This is a genomic window from Streptacidiphilus neutrinimicus, from assembly GCF_000787815.1.
GTDB classification, from domain to species: domain Bacteria; phylum Actinomycetota; class Actinomycetes; order Streptomycetales; family Streptomycetaceae; genus Streptacidiphilus; species Streptacidiphilus neutrinimicus.
The window spans coordinates 90,340-114,401 of the sequence record NZ_BBPO01000012.1; the positions used below are offsets into that span (position 1 = coordinate 90,340).

The window sequence follows — 24,062 nt, forward strand, 5'->3', positions numbered from 1 at the left end:
GGAAGATGGCGCGCATGACGGGCGGGGACAGTGATCTGCGGGAGCTGCTGCAGCGTGCGGGGCTGGAAGTGGTCGGGCACGGGCGCGTGAACGATGCGCGGCCCGCGCCGGTGGCCTGGCGTCCGGTGATCGCCGGGAACGCGGTTCCCACCGTGGCTGTGCGGGACGACCGGCCGGATCTGGTGTCGGAACTGAACCGGCAGTGGCATCGCCTGGCCGTCGAACACGGCGTGATCGACGGCGACGGCGAGTTCCTGATCAGCATCGCCGAGCACAACTGCCGGTCCCACTGGTGCAATCACTGGACAAGGGTGCGCCTGACCGAACAGTGGGACCTGGCCGGAATACTCGGCCCGCACCCGGGACGGCCAGAGTTCGTCACCATGTCGATGGACGGCGACAGCGTGCTGGGCGCAACCAGCGAGGAGTACGAGGTCTGGCTGATCGCCGTCGATCACTTCCACGCCTGGGTCGAGTCCTGGGCCCAGGCCCGCGCCCAGGAGACGCCGCAGGAGCACGAGTCCGGGTGGCATGCCGTCCTGCGGTGGAAGACCGCGCCGCAGCACCTGCGGTCGGCATGGCGCGAGGGCCTGGCCCGCAATGCCGCTGCACCCGCATCAGTACTGCTGCGGCTGCTGGACGTCGCCGAAGGCGAACGCCTCCCCGGCGCGAGCTGGCTGATCACCCGCGAACTGCCGAACGAAGTCGTAGAAGCGTGGATCGAGCACCTCGAACCGCGCATCCGCAAGCAGCTCGCCGAACGCTGGACGCTCACCGCCAAACAGCGCGAGCGGCTCCTGCAGGAACCCGACCCGAAGCTGCGGTGGATCTTCGCCATGTGCGCTGTGGACGGACGGTCACCCCTGACCGAGGCCACGTTCGCGCAACTCGCCGCAGATCCCAGCGCGAAGGTCCGCGCCGAGGTAGCGCTCCACCGCGATCTGCCGGCCCGGTACCTGGTCACCCTGGCCACGGATCCGTATCCCGGCGTGCGCGGAGCCGCGTGCCGGCGAGCCTGGCCACACCTGGACGCGGGCACTCGCACCGCGCTGATCGAGGATCCGGACCGGGGCGTACGCGCCGAAGCGGTCCTGCTCGCCCACACGACAACGCCGATGCCGACCGCGGTGTTCACAGCCCTGGCCGACGCCAAGGAGCGGCAGCGCGCCGCCCGCGAATGCCTACTCACTGACGACCTGGCCGAGAACCTCGCCCGAAGCGCGGACAAGGACATTCGGCACGCCGTGGCCGCCAATCCGACGCTTGCACCGCACCTCGTCGCACAACTCGGCCAGGACCCCGACTCCGCCGTCCGGTGGACGGTGTCCGTGCGCGCAGACCTCACTGAGGAAGAACGCGCCCGCGTCACGGTCGAGATCGACCCCAAGGCGCGCTGCAATCCGCTCCCCTGGGTGCTGGCCATGCAGGACGACCCAGAGGCCATGCGACGCTGCGCCGCGTCCACCCACCTGCTCGTCCGCCGCAGCGCCGCCTGCGCGAGGAATCTGCCGCCGGACGTCGTCGAATGCCTGGCCACGGACGAGGACTGGCTCGTGCGGCTGTTCCTCGCCGAGAACTGCGCTCAGGCACCTGCCGAGGTCCTGCTGGAGATGTGCCGGACCTGGGACGGCTACTCGGCCGCCCGATTCCCCGAGCATCCCAATTTCCCCCGCCGCGCGGCCCTGGAGTACGCCCACGACCCCGATCCCCGGATGCGTCGGCTCGCTCTCGAAGACCCAGCGGCTACGGCCGAGTTGGTCGAGATTTTCAGCCGCGACCCTGATCGCGGTGTGCGCTGGCGCGCCGTGCGCGACCCCCGCCTCACACCCGCGTCGGTGATCCGCCTCCTCGATGACCCCGACTGGGTGATCAGAGAAGCGGCGGCACGTGACCCACGCCTGACCACGCGCGCGCTGACCAGTCTGCTCCACGACTCCAGCACCGCCGCATCCGCGGCCGCCAACCCCGCGATCCCGGCAGACGTGATGCACCACCTCCTGGACCGGCAGCCCATCATCACTACCTGATCGGCCCAGGTTCAGGTCGATCTGCAGCAGCGGGATACATGCCTCAACCCACTCGCCCGTCACCACCGGTCCCCGAGCGCGGACCAGACCGGCCGTCGCAGTTCATCCCCCTCAAACCAGTGGCCAGCCCACGTCGGGATTGGCAGGATGCGCGGCGATGGCCATCCACTCGTTCTCCTTCGACAGCCTTCCGACCGATCCCACCGCAATCGCACGCGACGCTTTGAACGGCCTGGCCGTGGGCGACGCCTTCGGCGCCCAGTTCTTCGTCCCCGACAACCTCCCCGCCCTGCGCGACCAGCAACTGCCCGAGGCGCCCTGGCCGTGGACCGACGACACCGAGATGGCCTGCTCCATCCACCAACTCGTCATGCTCCGAGGCAAGGTGGACCAGGACGAACTCGCGCGCTCCTTCGCCGAGCGCCACGACTTCGACCGCGGCTACGGCCCCGCGATGAACCGCCTGCTGCGCCTGGTCCGCAAGGGCGACGCCTGGCGCGAACTCGCAGCCGGACTGTTCGACGGCCAGGGCTCCTGGGGCAACGGCGCCGCGATGCGCGTCGCCCCTCTCGGCGCCCGCTACCCCGGCGACCCGGAACAGGCCGCCCGGCAGGCCGCCCTGTCCGCCGAGGTGACCCACACCCACCCCGAGGCCATCGCCGGGGCCGTCGCGGTCGCCGTTGCAGCCAGCCGCGCCGCGCACGGCCGCACCCAACCCGTCACCGGCGTGGACCTGCTCACGACCGTACTGGACCTCACCCCGCCAGGCCGCGTCCGCGACGGAATCGCCGAAGCCCACCCACTCCTGGACCAGCCCTACGTCGAACTCGCCGCCCACCGGCTCGGAAACGGCCGACAGGTCAGCGCCGTCGACACCGTCCCCTTCACCCTCTGGTGCGCCGCACGGCACCTGACCGACTACGAGGCTGCCCTCTGGGCCACCGCCTCGGCCGGCGGGGACGTCGACACCACCTGCGCGATCGTCGGCGGCATCGTCGCCTCCCGCGTCGGCACCGAAGGCATCCCCACGGTCTGGCGCGACCGTGCCGAGACCCTGCCCGCCTGGCTGCACGGACACGACTCCTGGGAGACCGTCCACGCCACCACGATTGCCGACCGCCATCCCTGCCCCTGCTGCGGCCACCTCGTCCACGACGAGCCCTGCGGCTCGTACGAGATCTGCCCGGTCTGCTTCTGGGAGGACGACCTGCTGCAACTACGCCGGCCGACCACGACCGGCGCCAACCGCGTCTCCCTGATCGAAGCACAGCGCAACGTGCAGCACTTCGGAGCCTGCGACCAGCGCGGCCTCCGCTTCACCCGCCGTCCCCTCCCCGACGAACCGCTCGACCCGCTCTGGCGTCCGATCGACCCGCAGCAAGACTCATTCAAGGACGCCGACGATCCAGCGCCCTGGCCCGACTACCAGCCTGATCTCTACTGGCGGCGACAATCCGAATGATCGGCAAGCAGGTCCGGCCTGGTCAGGTCAGTACCAGAGCGTCATTCCGGCAGCGCCGAGACCGTGCCGGGCGGCGTGACGCAGCACCCGCAGGGGGCCGTCGACCAGGTCGTCGAGGTCCTGGTCGCTTCCGTCAGTCATCCGGGCAAGCCAGTCCCGGATGCGCTCCTCGACGGCGCTGCGGCGTCCCGGTGCGAGGTCGAGGGCGGCCTCCACTGCAGGAAGGGCTGCACGGACGCCGTCCGCATCGAGCAGGAAGTCGCCGTACCAGCCCGGGAGCTGGAACACCGCTGCGGGGCCGAGGGCGTAGTGGAGTGCAGCAACGGGGTCGCCCTTGCGCGTCGAGACGCAGAACAGGTCGACGCCCTCGCCCTGAGGAACGAGCTGGAGGAGTTCTTCCTTGACCGCCTCATGCCGCTCGTCCGCGGAGCCCAGTGTGGCGAGGGCGTCCTGCAGCCGCAACGCCAGCTCCGTGGGCACAAGTCCGTGCGGCCCGGGATCGAAGAACGACGCCGGGTCGCTCCCCTCGCTCCACCACTCCAGGTCGCCGTTGCGCTCAGGATCACGGAGCCCGTAGGAATCAGCGCCGGGAAGTTCCGCCTGGAGGCGGGCAATGTCGCCGTCCGGCACGACTCCAACCACCCAGAATCCGGTGACGCTCACGGCCTTCTCCCCTTTACTCTCCGCCGCACGCGATCACGCACCGTCCTGGCCGTGGCTCGCGCCGAACTGGATGGTCGTGTGGCTGCGCAAACGCATGGCGGCGACGCGCTGTTCGAGCTCCGCTCGGACCCGGACGGGGTCGGGGCCGTCCGGGTCGGTCACGCGGAAGCCGTGCAGCGGAACAGCGTCAGCGTCCACGTCATCCGGGAGAAGACAGCCCTCCAGCACGAATCCGGCGAACGCCCGCAGCGCTTCCTCGCCCAGTTCGAGGGGATGGAACGCGAGCGGGTACGGAGGCTGGTCCTCACCCCACCACGGATAAGACTCGACCGGATGTTCACCCGCCCAGAACGACGCCTCGAACTCGTACGGGGCACCGATGTTCTCGACGATCCCGCTGTCCGGGGACAGGCTGAGCGAGCGCACCAGCACGCCGCCCTCCCAGACCGCGAACGTAAGGGCGTCCGAGACGCTGTGCATCACGTGGAAGAACACGCGATCCCCGCCCCCGGCCGCGAGCAGGTGCGGAGGCATCAGGCTCGGCCTGTGCTCCATGAGCCGCCGGTCGCAGACGATCGCCACGCCGTCGAAGCTCGCTGCGTAACAGGTTCCGTCCGACGGATAGGTACCGTCCCAGAGCGACTCGCCGGGCGCTGGTTCCACGTCGGACCCCGGATAGGCTCGCGCGATCAACGCGGCAGCGGCCACCTCGTCCGATTCACGCGCCCCGCGAAGGCGGTCAGCGGCACGCCCCCTGGAGGCTATCCGGACGGACCGACAGCCCCGCGATAGGGCAGCCGAGCGGGCCTGGCTATGACCGTGGCCGCACCGCGCGCTGTCTCGGCGCTGGAATTCGCGTGCGTCGGAGAACGCCGCGGCCCATACTCGCCCGGTGGCCACGACACCGCGCCTCTCAGCGCAGCATCGGTTCCGCGATCCGCGGCAAACCTCCTACGACTTCCTGGCTGACATCAGCGTGGTTTGTCCCCAATGCCAGCGGGACGCAAAGGTGCTCCCCGTCGTCGGCGCCCCTGAGCCAGGGCATCGCCCGTTCTTCGCGCCCCGGCGGTTGATCTGCTGTCACTGCGGTCTCGCGAAGACACACACGAGCCGCCGACTGGTCTTCCCTCACGGCACCGGGCACGCCATGACTGACCCATACTTCGGGCTGCCGCTGCTGCTCCAGACCGAGACCCGGCACGGCTGGCTCTGGGCCTACAACCCCGCGCACCTCACCCTCATCCACGACTACGTCGCGGCTTCCTTGCGCGAACGGGCCCCCTGGTACGACACCCGCAAGAAGATGACCCTCCTCGCCCGCCTGCCCACCTGGATCAAGCACGCGAAGAACCGCACGGAGATCCTGCACGCCATCGACCGGATCCGCGGTCAGCTCGTCGCGCCCTGAGGCGGTGACGCTCGTTGAATGTGCCGCCGGGACCGGAGACGTGAACTCCCTCCAGTAGATTCTCCCGGACGCGCGGGGGTGAGCCTCCTGCGGACACAGAAAGGAATGCCGTGGGCGAACGCCTGGATGCCGAGTGGCTCCGCGTCTGGTGTGAGCAGACGCACTCGGCGCTCGCACAACTGACCCAGTCGTTCCTGGCGCGGCACGGATTCGAGCCCGGCAGCAACGTGGTCGAGCTCGCAACAGAGGAGAGCCACCGAGCAACCGACGCACTCGTGGAACTGACACCGATCCCCTCGGACCTGACCACGATGTACTGGGTAATCGACGAGGTCTCCCTGTCCGACGTTGAGAACGGCTATTTCGTCCATCCGGCCTCGCTCGTCGCGGACCACTTCCGCGAGTACGGGCCCATCGAAGTCGACGGGGAAGAACCGGCGCTTGTCTTTGCCAGCGACGGCGGCGGCCACCTGTTCGCGTTGGCCGGCTCGGGACGAATCTGGAGGTCGACCACCGCCTCGTGGTTCGGCCACTTCGACCTCGCCGCAGCCAGCCTTCAAGAGTTCTTCGAAGGACTCTCCCGACAGATCGCCAGCCAGCTGTGACCGCTGGCCCACTCGACTCGCCTCAGGGGCGGCACATCGGCTCGCACCGTCATGCCCCGACGAACGGCATCACATCAGCCCATTCCCAGAAGGCATGGCCGGCATCGACTGCGGCCTCCATGACGGCGAACAGGCGCGCGGGCTCGGTGTTCGGCGGCACGTCTACGGCGACGAAGCGATCACCGTTCCACTCGCTCAACAGTCCGGCCGCGTTCACCTCGGCCCTGATTGCCTCGGCCGCTTGCCGGAGGTGGGCGGGCGGCAGTCCGGGAACGAACAAGAGGCGCAGCGTGCGGTGCCAGGCGGCCTTGACGATCTCACTTACGTAGTCGTGCTCGTTGAGCAGCACCGTGTCGCCCAGGGCGAGTCCGTAGACGGAGAACGGGATGCAGGCGACCTCGTAGCTCCCGTCGTTGACCGCCTTGAGCCAGAGTTGCTCGACCTGTCCGTCCAACCCGAACGGGGCCAGGTCGGCACGAGCGATGTAGTTGGTCGCGGTGCGTCCAACCGGGTCCTCGTGGACGATGAACTGCACGACGATGCTCCCCCATGACCGACTCCGACAGCCTGCCATGATGCCGCAGCCGATCACGACTGCGTCTGGCGGGTGGCAGGCCGGAGGTGACCATGCGCCGGGGCTTCTGGCTGACTTCCCAACCCGACCGTCGGCGGCCAAGCCCCATCGGGACTCGGCGGGCGGGCGGCCATAGAGGCAGGCGGGGGCGGCACCCGTGCCCGCCGCCTATTCAGGGATAGCACCGCGATTGATCTTGCTCCGCCTACGCGTTCTCGTTCGTGCCGTTCGTCGGCGGCCATGGACCGTCCAGCAGCGACCTGGCCTCCGTGATGATTCGCTCCGTGAAAGTCTCGCGCGGCATCCCCCAGGCGTCGGTCCAGCCCTCGTACTCGCTGGTCCAGCCGATGAGGGGCTGCAGAGCGTCCGGCCTGCCGAGCAGATCCCAGCCCTCGTGCCAGATGAGCAGACCTCCGCGGTACGCGTTCAAGCTGCCACCGACGATCAGCCGAAGCCACCAGCGCACCAGGGCCCACCGGGCCTCCGCTTGCTGACCAGGGATCACCAGGTCGAGTTCGGCGACAACCCGGGCGAACAGCTCGAACGCCTGGGCCCTGTCGCGGCGGGTCAAGTCGGCAAGGGCACGTAGTCCTGGTGAATCGACGCCAAGCACGACGGCGGTCAGAGCCGCCTGGACGAGCTGGTCGGCCCCGACGTCTCGTCGCAGGTGCTGCTCGATGGCCAGCATGCGCAGATGCTCGACGGCTTCCTCAGCGTCGGTGGCGTAAGGGTCCACCGGTGTGCCGGCGAGATCTTCGGCCGTGACGTCAGAGGAGTTCAGGAAGTGCGACCAGAACGGCACATGGAGCCGGGCACAAGGCGAATCGTGCGCCGGTCCGCCGAACTCGTGGTGCAGGTAGTCGGTCAGGTCGTTTCCGTAGCAGATGATGTCGCTCTGGTAGACGGACAGCACCGGGAGGCCCGTAACGCCGGCGATTCCCGGCAGGTATCGGTGCGAGAACACCGGCACGAGCTGCGGCGCTTCGCGCAGCCTGGCGTCAGCGACAGCGAGCGCCTCCTGCCGGTCCTGCGGGCGCACGCCCCACCCCCTGTACCAGAAGCCGTGGCCGACGTCGAAGAGGACTCCCTCGCGGGGCCAGTCGAGGCGACCCTGAAGGTCCTTCGGGTCCCCGTTGCGCCAGTCCGGCCAGCCCCTCCCCACAGGAAGACCAGCCTGGAGAAAGACCCGGTGATCATCGGCAAAGCGGAAACCGAATCGTTCCTCGACGGCGGTGATCTCCGAGTCGCTCAGGCCGAGGTCGATGCGCGTCGGCAGGCGGGACAGGAGGACTCCTGCCCGCTCGTAGGACATCGAGGCGGTCGATCGTGGGTCAGCCATGAGCGATGAGCATAGATGCCCGCCAGCTCCGCAGAACGATCAATATCGCGGCGCTCCCGAGGTCGGTGGCTGTCGGTGCTGTCCGGCATCATCAGCGCCGTGACCGCATCTCTTGAGTCGTACGAGGCTTTGGCCGCCGAGCACCTGCCGCCCGACGCAGCCGCGCGGTGGACGGCGCTCCTTCGGCAGTGCGTCCGCCTGCGGAAGGCTTCGGGTACCGAACCGACGGCGGCGCAGTTGGGCGGCGAGCCGCTGCTGCCCGCAGGCATGCCGTGGCCGGAGTGGCCGGACCACGGCCCACTGTCGTTCATCGCCTCCATCGACTGCGCGGCTCTGCCCCGCAACGGAGTGCATCCCGCCTTCCCCGAGGACGGCACCCTGCTGCTGTTCTTCTTCGACGGTCAGATAGACGACGGGAACGCCATGGTCTGGGTGGCCGACCCCGAGACCTGGGCGGGCGCCCGCGTCCTCTACGTCCCCGCCGGTACGGAGACCGCTGCGGCTGCCACCCCGGCCGGGCTGGAGCCCTACCCGCGCGTCGACCTGACCGCGGCCGCGCGATGCAGCGTCCCGGACCCGTGGCATCCCCGCTCCCTGGACGCCCTGACCGACGGCGACGTACCGCTGGATCCCCGCGAGATCCCGCCCCACGTCAAAACGTTTATGGACGCCGTCTACAGCGGCAACAACAGCATCGGCCACCAGGTCGGCGGCCATGCCCGCCCGGTGCAGGGCCCCGTCGAGTACGAGATCGCCCACGCCATCCTCGGGCCGAAGACCCAGTGGACCGATCCGAGACTGGACGAGGAAGCACAACGGTGGATCCTGCTCGCCCAGATCGACACCGACGCGGACGCCAACATGATGTGGGGCGACTGCGGCACCCTCTACTGGCTCATCCGCCCAGAAGACCTCGCCGCCCGCCGATTCGAGGAAGCCAGGCTCACCTGGCAGTGCTGCTGATCTCGATTTCATGCCCCATTTCCCGCGCGGATGGCACTGGGCTTCGTCAGGTGGCCAGAGAGCGGGAAGTGACACCCGGGGAGGCAAGCCGGTGCTGGCTCAGCTGTCGGTCCCGCCCAGCAGGTTCGCGAGGGCGGCACCGTAGCTGTTGGCGAGGTTGGCCTCTGCGGTCAGATTCTTGAGGAACGCGGGATCGCGCGTGGCTGTCAGGTCGTCGAGGTTCAAGGCGGTCAAGGCGTTGGGCGCCGCGGGAGGAGGCTGGATGGCCGGGCCGCTGAGTTGGCCGCTGGCGGGCATGGGGAGACGCGGGCGCAATTCCGCGCCGGTGGACCGCCTGGTGCACCGAGCGTGGACGGCGTTGATGACGCTGCCTGATTCTCCCCAGATGGTGCTGGCGGTTAGGTCAGACCCGCTGGAGTTGGTTCCCCACCCTTCGACTGGTGGCGTCTCGCGCGTCGGGCTGGTCAGGGAGAGCGGCGGCGGGTGGCGAGGGGAAGCAGACCTGCGGTCAACGCCGGGAAGATGGTGATGTTCCGGATTCGGATGATCTTCCCCTTGCGACGCGGGAGACTGGTGCGGTGACTACGGAACTCGCCTCTGCCCATGAGATCCACGCTTACCTCGTCGACGGCCTCAATCAGGCCCTCCGGAGGTCCGGTGTGCGGGGTGGCGAGATCCATCTCACGCTAGTCCTTGACCTGCTTCTGTTCGCTGAACGCCGCCAAGGTGACTGGGGCGAGGTGCTCCACGACGAACTGGGAAGCCGTGACGCGGTGACCTCTTCTGGAGTGCAGGGCGCGTTCAGGAAGTTCCTCCCTGCCGATCAGGGCCACGCCGTCGCGTCTGTCTACGCCGAGATCGCGCAGCGGCAAGGGTGGCTGCGCCTCGACCGGGTACTGGATGATGACGAGTACGGCTCGATGCTCGATGTCATCGACTCCTGGGCCAGCCGGGACCGCGTCTGGGAGGACGTGACGTCGACCTTCGGCCCACCCTCCATCGTGTTCGGGGGGAGCAACCCCCTCTACTCCAAGACGCTCGGCTACGCGACGGGGGAGCCGTCCGATCCCATGCTGTTCCTCCACCTGTGGAACGGCTCTGAACCGGAAGCCCAGTCCTCGTGGCCGCCGGCGTACGAACAGCCACTGCTGCTGGCGGTCCGCCGTGGTGACGCACCGTTCTCCACCGCCTTCACGTTCACTCCGGAGGGCCTGCGGCGTCGACCCGCTTGCCTTTTCGCGTAGTTGTCACGTGCTCGCTCTCGAATCGGGGAGCATGCGGCGGGGCGGTCCTGCTGATTTCTGGGCGCTGACAGTAGGTCGCCCGCCGCCGCCCCGACCACGGGCGCTTGTGGCGCCCAGTCTCTCCGGGTGTCCGGGACGGTCAGTTTGTGGGTGGTGCCTGCGGGTCGGTGGTGAACCTCCGCCAGACCGGTCCGCCGCTGGCACCGAGGAAGTTCTTGAAGGCCCAGTAGACGCCTCCTTCAAGGCGGCCGAACCCGTCACCCGGGCGGACGGGCTGGTTGCGGGGATCGTGCTCGTTCTCCCAGTCGATGTCCTCGTAAGCGGGGTCGTCGATGCTGTAGTGGGTCAGATAGGCGCGGGCATGCTCCGGGTCCAGGTCCAGAGCCGGAAACGCGGCGAGGAGAAGGTCGGGGCGGCCCTGGCACGGAAGGTCGCCGAAGAACGAACCCCTGACGTAGGTCTCCTGCTGGAACTGGTCGATCACCGTGCCGCGGTCGAACAGCTCGCAGCCCCAGAAGTCGTCGTCGTAGATGAAGACCAGAAGCCCGGGGCAGTCGAGCGTGCGCGAGACATGGAGTTGGGCGCGTCGGCGCAGGTCCCACTCCCAACCACGGGTCCATTTCAGCACGGTCCAGTCGTCGCGCTGCTCCTGCAGGGCGTAGGCGTCGCGGTTGACGTCGTTGATGTTAACCGCCTGGAGCGTGTGCTCCTCCTGGTGCCAGAACTCCTCCAGGGCGGCGTAGACCTGCTCGTGGTCGACGCCGTAGAAAAGGTTGGTGCGTTCGAACGTGCCCATGAGCGTCCCCCAGAGCATGTGGTCGGTGAGCAGCGGCGCATGCTTTTGCCCGGCAGTGTCGCAGATGCGGGTCTGCTGCTGTTCGGCGCTCGCGACCGCGGGCGTCCCACCGCCACCAGTCGCACGATGACGGGCCCGGCCCCGCGACCGCGAGTTAGCTGCCGGAGCGGAGCTTGGGCAGCTTCAGCTGCAGGTCGCCTGCCTGGGTGGTCAGCAGCGTTGCCGGCCCGGATCGAGTTGCCTCAACCGGGCCGCGCGAGCACACGGCAGCCGGTGCCGGCCCGGGACCCACTGGAGCCGACCGCGACCCGGAACTGCCCGCACTGTCAGCAGCCGATCACGATCGTCGCGCTGCTGGCCACCCGGGAAGCCGTCCGGCCGACCAGGCCCGTCACCGCATCGACGTCGTTCCACTGCGGCGGACCCCATGACCCGCAGGTCGGTGGTCACTCGAACGGCTCGTCGCTCCAGCGGAACCAAGCTCGCTCGCCGTCGATATGCAGCAAGAACTCCGCGACCGGGCCAGCGGGGGCAACCAACTGGAACGTCTCTCTGATCTCGCTGAACACCGCATCCCACTCGTCGAGGTCTTCCTCTTCGACAAGTGCGAGTTCCCGGTCGAACAGCGGTTTCACGTCGGCAAATCCCCCCGCCGGAACGAAGCGCCCGGACAGCCAGGGGAAGTCGCCCTCCTGGATGACGATCTCGCCGACGACCTCTTCCGCCCGGCGCAGCTGCCAGACGTCCCCCTCGTTCCACACACCAGCCGCCTCTCCACGGACACGGGACCGCACGCAGCCTCCCATCCGGGTCTGACAATGGCGCGGCGGGGCCCAACCTGCCCCGTCAAGGATCACCAGGGCCCGGCGACCTTCGGTCGCCGGGCCCTAACACGGTCGCTGCCCGCTCCCTAGATTCTCCACTTCGTTGCCCTTTGGACGAACTGAGGCGACCAGCATCCCCGGTCAAATTCGACCGTCCTCATCAGCGTTGGCTCCCACCACGCGTTTCACGTTGGAGCGCTCTGCTCGCGGCCCCAACGGCCCCCTTGCAGGTCCGCTCGCTTGGATATCGATGGGGTTCGTGCTCCGAGCGTGGCGCTCTCAACCTGCACTGGGCCGTCATGCAGCTGCCACCCATCTTGATCGACTATGTATTGGTGCACGAGCTCGCGCACCTTCATGTGCCGAACCACTCACCGGAATTCTGGCGTTGCGTCGCACGCGGACTCCCAGACTTTGAGGCACGGCGCAGCGATCTGGAGGGCTGGGGAGCCAGCATCTGGCTCCCGGAACACACAGACTGACTTCACAAGGGAGGCTTCGTGGCGCGTTACGGACCGCCTGATTTCAGGATCATCTCCTACGCAGGTAACGCCGAGGACGTCGTGCTCATGCGGGCCTTCGCGGACACAGTAGCTGGCTTTTTCGTGGATGTCCGGGCCGGGGAGCCGGATTCGGGATCCAACCTCCCCTTTGGTCAGCATGCGCCGCGACGACCGGAGCACTGGCACGCCAGCGCCGATCAGCAGCGTCTCCGCCTCCTATTCGGTCGGCATGCCGGCGCTGAGCGATTCCTCGACTCGAACTACCACGACACCGAGCGACGCGAGTTGGGTGACCGTCCCATCCGGCCAAGGCTCGTTGATGTGGTCGCCGCCGGGGTGCTGGCGACCGTGGACCAGCGCACGTAGCTCGTGGAGATCTCGACCGGCGCCTTACGTAGTGGCGGGCCATCAACGCAAGCACCTCGGCCTGACCGAATCGTTCTCTGCTCGCGTCATCTTGAGTCAGAACGGCTTGTACATCTTCAGTGCCGGCGCCGAAGATGGGAAGGCCGGGTGATTTGTACAGGGAATCTGAGCCGCTGCGGCCTTGGCAATCTTGAGTGCGATGTTGGCGTAGGCATTGCGCTCGCTCTCCGTGCCGAAGCTGGTCTGATTGACACCGCCGTGCATGGCACCAGCATGGGCATCCCCGTAGGTCCACCCGCCTTGAATTCCCTCGCAGCGGAAGTAGATGTTCACTGCGTCGCCGTTGGGTGCCAGCAAGACCCCAGGGGCCAGCGGGATCGCCTGAAGGGGATCTCCCTGGCTCTTGGCAGTGGTGATGGCGTCGTCGCCCGCGCCCGAGACCCCAGCCTCCGCTATTGCCGCGCCCTGCCACTTCACTTCGCACGCATAGATGCCATCCATGTGACCATTTGGCGATTTCAGAGGTGGCGCGACCATGCTGTCGGTCAGGCTCACAGCCGTGGCTGTCCCGTCTGTGCCCTCGAGCGGCCGGATGTCGTCCGGGCCGAGGATGCCCCAACAGGCACTCTGCGGCAGGGTGACGCTCGCCGTGTGCCACGGCTTCCAAACACCCACGACCACGGCGCCTGCTGCGAGCACCACAACCGTTGCCACGATTCCGGCGCGCTTTCCGGATTTGCTCATCGCCTGCTCCTCTATCCCTGAGCCCGCGTTCCGAAGCCGGCACCGGCCGTGTAGCCGTTCTCGGCGCCGGTGGCTGCAGAGTCGGCTGCGTCGACCGCGCCGGGGCCCAGCGCGTGGAGGACTGCCTGTCGGGCCGCGTCCTGGGTCTTGTGCAAGGCAGACATATCAGTCGAGTAGCTGCCCTGGATGGCCTGCAGGGTGTGATCCTGATGAAAGCTGGCACCCATGGCGTTGATGTAGCCGGAGACGCCGCTGTTGATGTATCCGCCGACAACGGGTACGCGCCCCGCCAGCGTCCCTCCAGTCATGGACCACACGGTGTTGGCGATCCCGGTGTTGCGGTCGATGGCGGCGTTGTACTGCGCGTCCGTCGCGGCGCTGTTCTGCTGGAGCTCCTGCACCCTTGCCTGAGACAGGATTCCGTTAGCCATTGCTCCGTGCTCGGCGATATTGGCCAACTCGGCTGCGTTATGCGGGTTAGCCTTGGCACAGTTTTGCAACTGCACGGCGGTGTAGGCGTTCTGGGCCTGCAGAACGGCACCGTAGGCGTCTGGGTCCCGCCCCAGGGCATGTAGGAGAGCGGCGGCATGACCTGAGTCGACCTGGGCGGAGACACCGTATGTCGGGATGTGTGTAGAGGTTCCGTTGAGGGCCCTATCCAGATCGCCGATGTACGAGGCAGCGATGTGACTCACGCTCGTGTTCAACTGGGGGAAGTACGCATTTCCGTTCTCGCCGCTCAGCCACTCCGGATGCGCACCGAACTTGTCCAGTACCTGGCCGGCGATGTCCGACATGGCCTGCGTGTGCTGCGGCAGCGGCGTCCCGCTCGGAGCGTCGTACGCGATGCCGGTCGTGGCCGCCTGCAGTGCGTCGCCGAGCGCGTTGATCTGGGCGGCGTGCGCCGCCTTGTACGAGTCGGGACCGACGCCCGTACAGTCCGTGAAGAGCATGACGTTCTTGTTGTCGACGCTCGTCAGGTAGTCCAGGTTGCCGGGTGTGTGAAGGAACTGCGTTGCGGCATCCGGACTGTGTCCGAGGCCCTGGAGGACGCCCGTCATCGGGTTGTAGCCCGCCGATGCGTCGAGGAAGTTGATCCGGTTGTTGGTGCCCTGCAATGACTGGTTGATCCAGCGGGTCGGATCGGCCTTGGACAGGTTGGTGATGTCCTGGGCGATCGGCACCAGGAAGTGTGAGTCGTAGCTGCCCGTACGCAGGTAACTGCTGAGGAGCTGGTAGCCGTAGACCTTGCTCTGCGGGTCGTTCGGGTTGTTCATGTCCAGCTGCATCTGCTGGTTGCCGGCCTTCTGCAGGCCCGTCACCCAGGCCTGGTCGAGGTGCGGCCAGTTGCCGAGATTGGTGGCTGCGGCCAGAGACGTGCCCATTTGGGCCTGGAGCGTTTTGAGGAGGGCAAGGCGGGCTGGGTCGTTCCTCGCGCCGTTGCCGGCGCTGCCCCAGGAGAGCTGACCGAAGAAGAGCAGGGACTCCTGTGGGCCGAGATTCTGGTAGAGGGCCGTGGCGAACCGCGGGTCGTTCGCGTGTGCCTTCATCAGCGCGTCGAGCTGGCTGAGCTGGGCGTCGGACATGAACCCGCCCTCCTTGGCAAGGGCCGCGGCCTGCGCCGCCTCCTGTTCGGACATGCCGCCGACGGGCTTGGCGCTGAAGGAGGTGGTGGAGGATCCGGTGTCGGCAGCGAAGGCCGCGGCCGCCGCGCTGTCGGCTTCGGTCGCCGTCTGAAGCACAGCGGTGAGGCGGTCGGCTATGCCCGAGGCCAGCTCCGAGTAGGAGCTGGCGTAGTCGGGGTCGTGGCGATCCGCTTGCGTCTTCGGCGGGGGCCAGTGCACCGCGCCGCCGTCGTCTACCGTCAGGCCCTGCGACTCCGCATCGGAGACCACCTGCCGAAGGATCCTCTGTGCAGCCGTCAGTTGGTCGTGCAGGTCGCGCAGGACGCGTGCCAGGGAGCTCGCCTCGTCGAAAGCGTCGGTTATCTGGGTGCGTGTCTGGGTCAGTGTGCCTGCGGCTGCATCGGCTGACGGGCCGGTCCAGTTGGAGCCGGCGAGCGGGCGTATGACCTGACTCTCGTACTCCGATTCCAGATCCCAGCCGCGCACGAGCTTCTCGAAGGACGAGGCAGCGGCATCGAGCTGGTCCAGCTTGAGGTAGGCAAGCTGATCGTAGGTCACCACAGCGTTGTCCCCCGTCGTCACTCGGGCCGGAAGCGTCCGGCGTTGTGGTGGTCGGTCTCGCTGGTGCTGGAGGCGCCTTCGATCAGGTTCTGGCCGATCGAGTTCAGCGTCGTGGAGAGGTTTTGGTACTGCTGTTGCCACATGCTCCATGCCGTGTTGAGCGCGCCACTGGAGTCGAGACCGATGAGGGAGGTGACTGCGTCTGTGACGTCGAGCTGAGGGGCCCCCAGTTCGGTGGTCACCTGGCTGCTGAGCGCGTTCGCTCGGTCGCCGCAGGCCCTGAGGATCGTGACGTCCATTTGGAGGACGCCCGGGCCCACAGAGCTGGTGGTGATCGCCGCGGGAGTTCTGGTGGAGTCCGGGAACTGCTGCTGGGCAGCTGATGTGAGGTTTCCGGACTTGTCGAACATCCAGGGATTGATCGCACGTTCGAGACTCTTGTCCCCCATGAAGCCCCCCGTCGCTTCGCCACGTCGCCGATCCAGAGGGCGACCGTACCAGGCCGGCCGTGTCACGACCTTTCGGCTGTGCACGCAGCACCCGGACAACTCTAGTCACCGAACCGCTCATTTGTGATGTGAACCTGGCAACTAGTGTGACGATCCGTCGGTTGTCCTGTGTACAGTCATATGCACATTTAGCCGCAACGGGGAGCGGGGTACGCGGTGTTGGATGAGGCAGCCGGGGGTGGGACGAGCCCTACGGCCGCGCAGTTCGCGGTCGAAGTCGTGACGCTCAAAGCCTTCCGTGACCGGGTGAACGGGCTGCTCACAAGTCTGGACGGGGGCGCGGGTTCCACGCAGAGCATCAGCGCCCAGGTGATGGCTCCCGGTCATCCCGGCGCCGGCTTTGCCGAGGTGAACGCGATGGTCTCCCGCTACCAGGAGACCCACGTGAAGCTGGTTCAGCTGTCCCAGGAGCTAAGTCATGCCATCGACGCCATGACGATCAGCATCGACGTCGCGCGCCTCGGCTACGAGAACGTGGACGCGCAGGAGATCGCCCGGCTGTGGGCCATCCACGACCAGGAGACAGCCGCTGCCGGGCCGGCGTCGACGAGTTCCCAGGCCGATGGTGGCAAGTCCACCAGCTCCGGGGACCCGCGGAGCGGCGCGCTGTGACGAAGCGACGGATGAAGAAGAGGGGGGACAGTGGATGAGGACCAGCGACGGTGGGGGCGGCTGGAGCCCGACTACCAACTTCGAGCAGTACTCCCATGCCCAACTGTTCGACATGGTCAACGGGTCGTCGCCCGCGAGCATCTCGTCGATCGCGAACACGCTGAACGCGGCGAGTACGCAGATCCAGTCGATCGCCGATGATCTCAACACCCACCTCAATCAGCTCCAGTGGGAGGGAACGGCAGCGGACTCTTTCCGCAGTTGGGGACGCCAGGTCGTTCAGGCCGTTGATGACCTTGCGATCTTCCACAACAACGCCGGGCTCGCGGTCCAGACGGCGGGTGACACGCTCTCCTCCGTGAAGGCCGGCATGCCGCCGGTGCCGACCGCGGACATCAGCCTCGTGCAGAACTACGTCCAGCAGGAGAGCTGCAAGGTCCCCAGCGGTGCGCCCACGGTGATCAAGGGCCGGGTTCAGCCGCCGTCGTCGTGCCTCCCGTCCAAGCCGGGGCAGATTTCGCAGTCGGACGCGTACGCGGCGCAGGCCCGTGTCGACGCCGCGCACCAGGAAGCCGTCACTCAGATGGAGAAGCTGGGCGGGGCATACAACGGTGCGACGCAGACGATGGACATCAACGCCGAACCGCAGTTCCCCCCGCCGCCGGCCGGGATGATGCCCCCACGCGGAGGGGGACGAGCCAGCTCAACCACCCGTTCTGGACCCACTGGTAGCACCAGTTCCAGTGGTGGTGGAGGGATCGCTGGCCCATCCAGTGGCGGTGGTGGTGGCAGCGTTGGACGTCAGTCGGCTCGGGGAAAGAGCGTTCATCAGGCACCCCCTCCACCCGGCCAGTCCGGCGGGACGGCGACACTCCAGGGCGCGCACAGGCCAACCGCGGGTCCCGGACCGGTCAAGACTCCCGGGGCATCTGCCGGGTCGACCACTGGCCAGGGCCACAGTGGTACGGGTGGCGGAACCCTGCCTCCCGGCGCCGGAACCGGAGTGCTCACTCCTCCCGCAGGGGGTGGCAGCACTCGCCGCGGGGGCACCGGGAAGGGTGAGCCTCAGCCCGGGGACCACCCGGGCGAGCCGGGGGCCGGTGGCGGCACGAGCCGGGGCGGACTGGGCGGGACGAGGGCCGGGCAGCATGGATCCGTCGAGAGCAAGGCGGGGGTCTCCGGTACGGAAGGCACTGGCGGTTCGGTCGCAGCGCGTTCGGCACTCCCCACCGGGGAGGGCGGCGGGGTCGGTGGTGGGGGTGCTCCTGGGGAGGCGGCAGGTGCGGGTGTCCCCGGGTCGTCGTCCACGGCCCGCTCTGGCCTCCCCGCTGAGGAGGCCGTAGGCGTCCGCGCCGGTGCCGCAGAGCCAGCTGGCCGGGGTGTCGGCGGCCCGATGATGGGTGGCGGCATGGGCGGCCTCGGCCATGCCGGTGGCCGGGGTCGTGGCCGGTCACGGCGCGCTCCCTACTACACCGAGGATGCGAAGACCTGGGCGACGGATTCGACGGGGAATCCAGCCGTGCTCCCTGCTGGCGGGGGCACAGGAGCCCGCGGTAGGGGCGGTGCTGCGGAGGCAAATGGTGGGGATGCTGCTCGAGCGTCCACCGAGCGGCCGGAACTGGCCGCCGAGGGCCGGGCAGATGTCCGTGCCGGTGCAGGAGAAACAGCGGCTAGTGCCACGGCTGGCGGGCCGATGATGGGCGGCCTCGGCCCCAGCCGCGGTCGTTCCCGGGGGCGTCGAGGTGCCTATTACGCGGAGAACGAGGACGTCTGGACGTCAGAGTCGACCACCAATCCGGCCGTGATTGAGTAAGCCCGCGACAGGTATGCGGTCCGCCAAGAAGGAGAGCAGGGGTTTGATGGCACGGCGATGGGTGGCCACTCTGGCTTCGGCCACTGCGCTGACGCTCGGGCTGGGCACGGCGGTCCAGCCCGCGTTCGGGGACTCGGTCAGTGCCGGGGAGTGGTGGCTAGCACCGATGCATGCCACACAGATGTGGCAACAGACCAAGGGCGCGGGCATCACCGTGGCCGTGATCGACAGCGGCGTCAAGGCCGACCACCCCGACCTAGTCGGCCAGGTGCTGACGGGCAAGAACTTCTCCACGCTGCCTGGCGGAGCGCAGACCGACGCCGACGGCCACGGCACCTCCATGGCCTCCCTGATTGCCGGCACAGGGAAGGCCTACAACGGGCAGGGAGTCATCGGCCTCGCCCCCGGCGTCAAGATCCTGCCCCTGCGGATCTGGAGGACCGGGGCGAGCGAAGCAGACGCCGCCACGACGTACTCGGCGCAACTGGCCGCAGCGGTCAGGTACGCAGCCGACAGCGACGCACAGATCATCAACTTGTCCCAGGGGCAGGAAGAGGACGTCGCCAGCGTTCGTCAGGCCATCGCCTACGCCGAGTCCAAGGGCAAGCTCATCGTGGCGGCCGTTGGCAACGAGGGGAACATCGGAAATCCGGTCGACTACCCGGGCGCCTACCCTGGCGTGCTGGGAGTGGCGGCAGTCGACCAGAACATCAAGCCAACGGCAGAGTCCGAATACGGATCGCAGGTTGCCCTTGCCGCCCCCGGGGACAACATGGCCGACGCATGTACCAGCCCAACCGGCTACTGCACGAGCCACGGCACGAGTGACTCCACGGCACTCGTGTCGGCCTCGGCCGCGCTGGTCTGGTCCATCCACCGGAACTGGACCGCCGACCAGATCATTCGGGTCCTCATCAACACCGCTGACGGTCAAGGCAAGTGGGACCCCCACTTCGGCTGGGGCGTCGTTCGACCCCGTATCGCCCTGACGAACCCCGGAGACCCCGGGCCGGCGGACGTAAACCCTCTCCTCGCCGCAGCGGTATCCGGCTCGGCGAGCCCGGCGGCGTCGCCGTCCACACACGGCGCCATCGCCAGCCCGGCCCCCGCCACCGCGGCACACGACCCGAAAGGCGGCGGGAACGGACTGCTGTACGCCGGACTCGGGGGCGTCGCACTGCTCGCTGTGATCGCCGGTGCCGTCCTCGCTCTGCGCCGTCGTGTTAGCGATGGTGTCCAGGCCCGCGGTTCGGCTGGCGAATAGGACAGGGCGGGAACACGGTACGGCCCAGGCGCCCGCATGGGGCGACGGCTGTGCCCGAGCCGCCCAGCACGGGCGGTCCCAGTGAGCCTCCGCCGTGCTACCACCTGCCGAACGTGCAAGGCGGCCCGCCAAACCAGGAGTGGACGCACAACGCCGCATCGATTGCCTGGTGGGCTAGGACGCTGGGACGCGGAGCTCGAACCAGACCGCCTTGCCGAGGGGGTGTACGGTGACCCCCCAGCGGTCGGCCAGGGCCTGCAGGACGTTCAGGCCGCGGCCGTTCTCATCGTCCCAATCGGCGGGAAGCCGGACGGGCAGGCTGCGAGACCCGTCTTCTACGTCGACCCGCAGGCGCTGGTTGTTCACTCGGAGGCGGATGGCGACGCGTGAGCAGCCGGTCCACTGGGCAGCGTTGGCCACCAGCTCGCTGGTCAGCTGCACCGCGACGGTGGTCACCGCCTCGGGTGCGCCGTCGGAGATCAGCCACTGGTGGACCCAAGTACGGGCGATTCGGACTGAGGCCGGTGTGCAGGCAAGGTTGGTGGTGCAGTGGAGGAGGCGTGACGTCTTAGTCGTCATGGTCGCGGCCGTCACGGGCGTTCTCCGGCGGACGCAGAGCCCGCAGGTCCGGTCAGAGAGTTTCGGTGCCGGGCCGGAGTGAGCGGGATGCGGGCGGTCGCGGCGGTACCGTTCTGGCTAGGGATTAGCTGCAGGTCGGCCTGGGCGCGGACGAGATCGAGGCCACGGCCGCCGGTAGGGAGCGCGCCGCGCTGTTCCGGGTCGTGCCAGCGGCCGTGATCGCGGATGCGCAGTTCCGCATGCTCATGGGTTGCGGTTAGCAAGAGCTCGACGTCGGGGCTGCCGCTGTGAACGACGACGTTAGTGACGAGCTCGCTGCTGGCCAGCATGAGTGCGGCCACGGCGTCGTCTGGCAGGCCCCAGTTGGCGGCCACGCGTCGGACGATTCCGCGCAGTCTCGGGACGGCAGAGGGGGTTGCTTCCGTTGCCACCAAGGCACCGTGCTCGGGCGTGGCGGGTACCGCAGTCAGCGGTCCGGTCCCGTAGGTGGTGAAGGCGGCGATCACGATGCAGCTCCCGACTCCTCGGTGGAGCGGTCCAGTTCCGCCCAGAGCTCTCGCTCGCCCGCTACGCCGCAGCGGTGGGCGACGCCGGCGGCTTGCTCCTGCCAGGAGGCGATGGCCACGTGGTCGATTGGGTGCTCGGTGCGGACAGTCAGGCGCACGCGGGTGTCCGCGAGCGCGAGCGTCAGGTGGACCGACTGTCCGGCGGCGGCGCACAGCTGCTGTGCGAGGACGGCGGCGGCATGGCTGATGTCGGTGCCGGAGAGCTTGTGCGCCACCCAGGCGGTGGCCTGGACTTCTTCGTTCGGCCACCAGCTCTTGGCCCAGGACGGGTCCATAGGCCCTCCCTCTATTTCTCATAGCTAAGAGAATGTTCTGTGTACTCAGATTTGCGTTGAACCTGGCGTCAGTCAACCGCTTCGCCTAAGTTTCTGAGTAAAGACAACTGATCGTTCACTACGAGTGAAGGGAGCGCTGATGGCCGATCAGCCTGCCTACCAGGCAATGGCCGAGGATCTGCGCGCCCGGATCAAGAGCGGCGAGTACGCGCCTGGCACGCAGATCCCGACTCTGCCGGAGCTGTGCGACCTCTACTCGGTGTCGGTCACGACCGTGCGCAACGCCCTCGCGCTCCTGCGCACCGAGGGGCTGCTGGAGATGCGGGGCAAGCGCGGCACGCTCGTGCGCAGCGCCCCGACCGTGTACCGGCTGACCGACGACCGCTACCGGCGGCGACCGGAGCCGTCGACGCCGTACACCGTGGACGAGAACCTCGGGTGGCAGGAGTACCGGCTCGACAAGCGCTTCGAGCGCGCAGCAGCCACCCCTGAGTTGGCTGAGCTGTTCGGCTGTCCGGTGGGGGAGCCGCTGCTGGCACGGCACTTCGTCTTCTACGCCGACGACCAGTCGCCCACCCAGATGTCGACGTCCTATCTGCTGTGGGCTGATGTCGCCGGCACTCCAGTTGCTGATCCGATCAACGAGCCCTGGCCCGGTGGGACGATCGCCCAGCTCGCCACGCTCGGCATCACGGTCGCGGAGGTCAAGGAGTCCTGGACCGCCGACATGCCCACGCGCGCGCAGGCAACCGCGCTGAAGCTGCCCTCGGGCACACCGGTCCTGCGCTGGACCAGGCGCATGGTCAGCGATACCGGTCGTGTCGTCGAGGTCGCCGACCCCATTGTGCGGCGCGGCAACTCCACTGTCGTCGAGACCGCGATCAAGGTGTGACTGCGACCCAGTCGGCGCAGTGCGCGTCCGACGGGGTTGGCAGCGTGGATGGTCGCCCGCGTGACGGCGGCCGCACCGCCTCGGCCCGTGCCCGGGCCGAGGCGGTGCGCGGCGACGTGGGCGGCGCAGAGCAAAGCGGGCCGATGGTGACGCGGAGCAGGACGAGCATCAACACGTCGGGCCTCCGATCCATGATGGGCGGAGCACCACGAGACCCTGGCCAGGGCCGCAAGGGCCAGGGTTGATCGAACAGCGCCAGGGCGATCGGAAGACGTCGCGTGTGCGGCGGGACTGGACCTATCGAACTTCGTGTCCGCGCCGCGAAAAGGCTGCAAGGGCAGGGCGAGGTCGCCTGGTATTCCGCAGGGCAAGCTCTCGGACCAGCGGTGGATCGACGCGGTGGCCGTGGAGCGGTCGATTGGTGACCGTGATGGCGATCAGGGGAGTGTGGCTGTCGCTCTACATTGCGGGAAAAACTGGGCCGACGGTTCCTCAACTTCCCTGTGGCCAGTAACCCGTCCAATCATCCCCCTCCAATTGGGGGTCCAATACCCCCTCCAGTCACAGATTGGATACCCCGACAGGCAGGAAGCCGCAGGTCACTGGGCAGATCTCCGTAGCGTTGGGTGCCCCGACTCCATACCCGGGGAGCATGTCGTCCCCGGTCTTCGCGCGCGGGGCGGCCAGCAGCGTCCCTTGGTTGTGCGCTCGCGGCCTCTCTGGTGCACTTCTGCGGCCTACGGTCGGAGACGGCCCCCGTACTCGTGCCGCCCAGCGGCCTGCGCGGTGCCGTGCACTGGACGGTCCGCCGCGGCGCGCTGGGAGCACTCGAAGGGCGCACGTCCGCCGGTGGTGGCGCACGCCCGGGCAGGGCCAGGCACGTGGTGTCCGGCCCTCCCCGGATCTCGTCAGCTCGGCTTCGTCGGCGTCGGCCGGAGGCGGTAGGTGCGGGGCTTGGCCGTCACCATCTCCGCCTGACCGAGGTTGACCAAGGTCACGAGCGCGTTGGCGACCGCGCCGGAGCTTCGGCCCAGATGACGTGCGATCCGGGTGGGTGAGTACGCCGTCTCCCGGTGGGTATCCAAGAAGCCCCGGACCAGGTCCCTGAGCCCGCCCTGGCCCAACCGTCCCGTCGGAGGCGCGTCCGGCGGGCTCACGTCGGGGGCCGTGTCCGGCTGCGCGGCCGAGTTCAGCTCGTCTGCACGCCCGTGTCGGTCCGCCGGTGTCGCGGTCTCGCCGGACTGTTCGCTCTCCTGGCCCGGGGAAGGCGCGGCTGTCTCTTCATCCGAGTCGGCGGGGCGCTCGGGGGCGGCACGCACGCTGTTCCGGCCCGGGGACTCGACTTCCTGCGGCCCGGCCGGGGCCGCGGTGGCGGCGGGGTACCAGCGGTCGGGGAGGATCCGGTTGCCGTCGCTGCCGCCACGGGTGCGGCGGGCGAGGCCGTCTTGCTCCATCTGCTTGAGCTGGTTGGCGGTGGTGGAGTTGGCGGTGCCGGCTGCGCGGGCCACCTCGATCACCTTGCTGCCAGGCGCAGCCCGCAAGGCGGCGTAGATCCGTGCGGCGCTGGGTGTGAGGTTGTCCGCGCTGTCGGACGCGGTCGTAAGGGTCATGGGGACCTCCCGGTCACAGTGGTGCTGTTGTTGGTCCCCGGCCGGGGCGGCCCGGGCGGTGGCCGCCGCGCTGATCGGGTCGTGGTCCAATCGATCGCTCTGGACCCCCACGCAAGTCAAGTCGACGGCGGCAACTCGCAACGGCCGCCCCCACGGCAACCCGGTCAGCCGGGTCCGGGGCCGGGTCCGCGCGTTCCTGTCTCGGCTGGGCCTCCGCTGGCAGGCAGCTGTCGTGGTC

General features: G+C 68.4%; 25 protein-coding genes. 11 read left to right on the forward strand and 14 right to left on the reverse strand.

Translation table 11 applies throughout. The features are described 5' to 3' along the window. The first annotated feature begins 14 nt into the window (after positions 1–14). Entirely contained in the window at positions 15–2,027 is a 2,013-nt protein-coding gene (locus TR48_RS10895; RefSeq protein ID WP_052442562.1) for a HEAT repeat domain-containing protein, read from the forward strand. Between the two features lie 157 nt (positions 2,028–2,184). Further along, positions 2,185–3,489: an ADP-ribosylglycohydrolase family protein gene (locus TR48_RS45390; protein ID WP_063770963.1), complete on the forward strand. Its 1,305-nt coding sequence runs from the start codon at positions 2,185–2,187 to the stop codon at positions 3,487–3,489. 27 nt (positions 3,490–3,516) lie between these two features. Here the strand turns inward: TR48_RS45390 and TR48_RS43080 are convergent, their stop codons facing one another. Both TR48_RS43080 and TR48_RS10910 read right to left on the reverse strand, forming a co-directional pair. Beyond that, complete coding sequence (locus tag TR48_RS43080; RefSeq protein WP_042365844.1) at positions 3,517–4,152, reverse strand: hypothetical protein; 636 nt, start codon at positions 4,150–4,152, stop codon at positions 3,517–3,519. A 33-nt stretch (positions 4,153–4,185) separates the two neighbouring features. Then, on the reverse strand, positions 4,186–5,052 hold the full coding sequence (locus TR48_RS10910; RefSeq protein ID WP_439654461.1) for a DUF6928 family protein: 867 nt from the start codon (positions 5,050–5,052) through the stop codon (positions 4,186–4,188). Positions 5,053–5,299: 247 nt separating this feature from the next. Here TR48_RS10910 and TR48_RS46790 point away from each other — a divergent pair, with 247 nt between their 5' ends. Beyond that, positions 5,300–5,560 carry a hypothetical protein gene (locus TR48_RS46790; protein WP_439654462.1) on the forward strand — a complete coding sequence of 87 codons (261 nt, stop codon included), beginning with the start codon at positions 5,300–5,302 and terminating at the stop codon, positions 5,558–5,560. 110 nt (positions 5,561–5,670) lie between these two features. Beyond that, complete coding sequence (locus tag TR48_RS10920) at positions 5,671–6,165, forward strand: hypothetical protein (protein ID WP_042365847.1); 495 nt, start codon at positions 5,671–5,673, stop codon at positions 6,163–6,165. Positions 6,166–6,214: 49 nt separating this feature from the next. Here the strand turns inward: TR48_RS10920 and TR48_RS10925 are convergent, their stop codons facing one another. Then, positions 6,215–6,700, reverse strand: a complete 486-nt coding sequence (locus TR48_RS10925) for a DUF4265 domain-containing protein (protein ID WP_042365848.1) — start codon at positions 6,698–6,700, stop codon at positions 6,215–6,217. Between the two features lie 244 nt (positions 6,701–6,944). Further along, positions 6,945–8,078 carry a hypothetical protein gene (locus tag TR48_RS38755; protein WP_236652096.1) on the reverse strand — a complete coding sequence of 378 codons (1,134 nt, stop codon included), beginning with the start codon at positions 8,076–8,078 and terminating at the stop codon, positions 6,945–6,947. A 99-nt stretch (positions 8,079–8,177) separates the two neighbouring features. Between TR48_RS38755 and TR48_RS10935 the strand changes: the two genes are divergently transcribed. After that, the gene (locus tag TR48_RS10935; protein WP_042365898.1) at positions 8,178–9,041 is read left to right on the forward strand and encodes a YwqG family protein; all 864 of its coding nucleotides are present in this window, start codon (positions 8,178–8,180) and stop codon (positions 9,039–9,041) included. Between the two features lie 99 nt (positions 9,042–9,140). Here TR48_RS10935 and TR48_RS10940 read toward each other — a convergent pair whose 3' ends face one another. Then, the gene (locus TR48_RS10940; protein WP_042365849.1) at positions 9,141–9,338 is read right to left on the reverse strand and encodes a hypothetical protein; all 198 of its coding nucleotides are present in this window, start codon (positions 9,336–9,338) and stop codon (positions 9,141–9,143) included. Positions 9,339–9,619: 281 nt separating this feature from the next. On the opposite strand from TR48_RS10940, the gene TR48_RS10945 reads away from it, so the two are divergent. Beyond that, a complete protein-coding gene (locus TR48_RS10945) occupies positions 9,620–10,285 on the forward strand; it encodes a hypothetical protein (RefSeq protein WP_042365850.1) in 666 nt (221 codons plus the stop codon). A 139-nt stretch (positions 10,286–10,424) separates the two neighbouring features. Here the strand turns inward: TR48_RS10945 and TR48_RS10950 are convergent, their stop codons facing one another. Together TR48_RS10950 and TR48_RS10955 are read right to left on the reverse strand one after the other, a co-directional pair. Beyond that, positions 10,425–11,081, reverse strand: coding sequence for a hypothetical protein (locus tag TR48_RS10950; RefSeq protein ID WP_042365851.1), 657 nt, complete (start codon positions 11,079–11,081; stop codon positions 10,425–10,427). 446 nt (positions 11,082–11,527) lie between these two features. Then, positions 11,528–11,842, reverse strand: coding sequence for a hypothetical protein (locus TR48_RS10955; RefSeq protein WP_152627905.1), 315 nt, complete (start codon positions 11,840–11,842; stop codon positions 11,528–11,530). Positions 11,843–12,015: 173 nt separating this feature from the next. Between TR48_RS10955 and TR48_RS40260 the strand changes: the two genes are divergently transcribed. Together TR48_RS40260 and TR48_RS10960 are read left to right on the forward strand one after the other, a co-directional pair. Next, on the forward strand, positions 12,016–12,387 hold the full coding sequence (locus tag TR48_RS40260; protein ID WP_236652097.1) for a M48 metallopeptidase family protein: 372 nt from the start codon (positions 12,016–12,018) through the stop codon (positions 12,385–12,387). Between the two features lie 18 nt (positions 12,388–12,405). Next, positions 12,406–12,774, forward strand: coding sequence for a hypothetical protein (locus TR48_RS10960; RefSeq protein ID WP_042365853.1), 369 nt, complete (start codon positions 12,406–12,408; stop codon positions 12,772–12,774). Between the two features lie 96 nt (positions 12,775–12,870). Here TR48_RS10960 and TR48_RS10965 read toward each other — a convergent pair whose 3' ends face one another. Genes TR48_RS10965 through TR48_RS10975 form a run of 3 tightly spaced genes read right to left on the reverse strand, consistent with a single transcriptional unit; the run spans position 12,871 to position 16,153 of the window. After that, entirely contained in the window at positions 12,871–13,518 is a 648-nt protein-coding gene (locus TR48_RS10965) for a hypothetical protein (RefSeq protein WP_042365854.1), read from the reverse strand. An 11-nt stretch (positions 13,519–13,529) separates the two neighbouring features. Then, on the reverse strand, positions 13,530–15,701 hold the full coding sequence (locus tag TR48_RS10970; protein ID WP_152627906.1) for a DUF6571 family protein: 2,172 nt from the start codon (positions 15,699–15,701) through the stop codon (positions 13,530–13,532). Between the two features lie 20 nt (positions 15,702–15,721). After that, positions 15,722–16,153 (reverse strand): WXG100 family type VII secretion target, encoded by a 432-nt coding sequence (locus TR48_RS10975; protein ID WP_042365856.1) that lies wholly within the window; start codon positions 16,151–16,153, stop codon positions 15,722–15,724. A gap of 279 nt (positions 16,154–16,432) precedes the next feature. Between TR48_RS10975 and TR48_RS10980 the strand changes: the two genes are divergently transcribed. Next, on the forward strand, positions 16,433–16,825 hold the full coding sequence (locus tag TR48_RS10980) for a DUF2563 family protein (protein WP_152627907.1): 393 nt from the start codon (positions 16,433–16,435) through the stop codon (positions 16,823–16,825). Between the two features lie 1,874 nt (positions 16,826–18,699). Further along, positions 18,700–19,902, forward strand: coding sequence for a type VII secretion-associated serine protease mycosin (gene mycP / locus TR48_RS10985; RefSeq protein WP_236652098.1), 1,203 nt, complete (start codon positions 18,700–18,702; stop codon positions 19,900–19,902). A 174-nt stretch (positions 19,903–20,076) separates the two neighbouring features. On the opposite strand, the gene TR48_RS38760 is transcribed toward mycP, so the two are convergent. The 3 genes from TR48_RS38760 to TR48_RS43090 are packed head-to-tail and all read right to left on the reverse strand — an operon-like array spanning position 20,077 to position 21,322. Beyond that, positions 20,077–20,481: an ATP-binding protein gene (locus tag TR48_RS38760; protein WP_152627908.1), complete on the reverse strand. Its 405-nt coding sequence runs from the start codon at positions 20,479–20,481 to the stop codon at positions 20,077–20,079. Between the two features lie 11 nt (positions 20,482–20,492). After that, complete coding sequence (locus TR48_RS43085) at positions 20,493–20,987, reverse strand: ATP-binding protein (RefSeq protein ID WP_052442565.1); 495 nt, start codon at positions 20,985–20,987, stop codon at positions 20,493–20,495. Beyond that, a complete protein-coding gene (locus TR48_RS43090; RefSeq protein WP_042365858.1) occupies positions 20,984–21,322 on the reverse strand; it encodes a hypothetical protein in 339 nt (112 codons plus the stop codon). The genes TR48_RS43085 and TR48_RS43090 overlap by 4 nt, the downstream gene beginning before the upstream one ends. A gap of 139 nt (positions 21,323–21,461) precedes the next feature. Between TR48_RS43090 and TR48_RS11005 the strand changes: the two genes are divergently transcribed. Further along, a complete protein-coding gene (locus tag TR48_RS11005) occupies positions 21,462–22,214 on the forward strand; it encodes a GntR family transcriptional regulator (protein WP_042365859.1) in 753 nt (250 codons plus the stop codon). Between the two features lie 908 nt (positions 22,215–23,122). On the opposite strand, the gene TR48_RS11010 is transcribed toward TR48_RS11005, so the two are convergent. After that, positions 23,123–23,824, reverse strand: a complete 702-nt coding sequence (locus tag TR48_RS11010; RefSeq protein ID WP_152627909.1) for a helix-turn-helix domain-containing protein — start codon at positions 23,822–23,824, stop codon at positions 23,123–23,125. Positions 23,825–24,062: the final 238 nt, after the last annotated feature.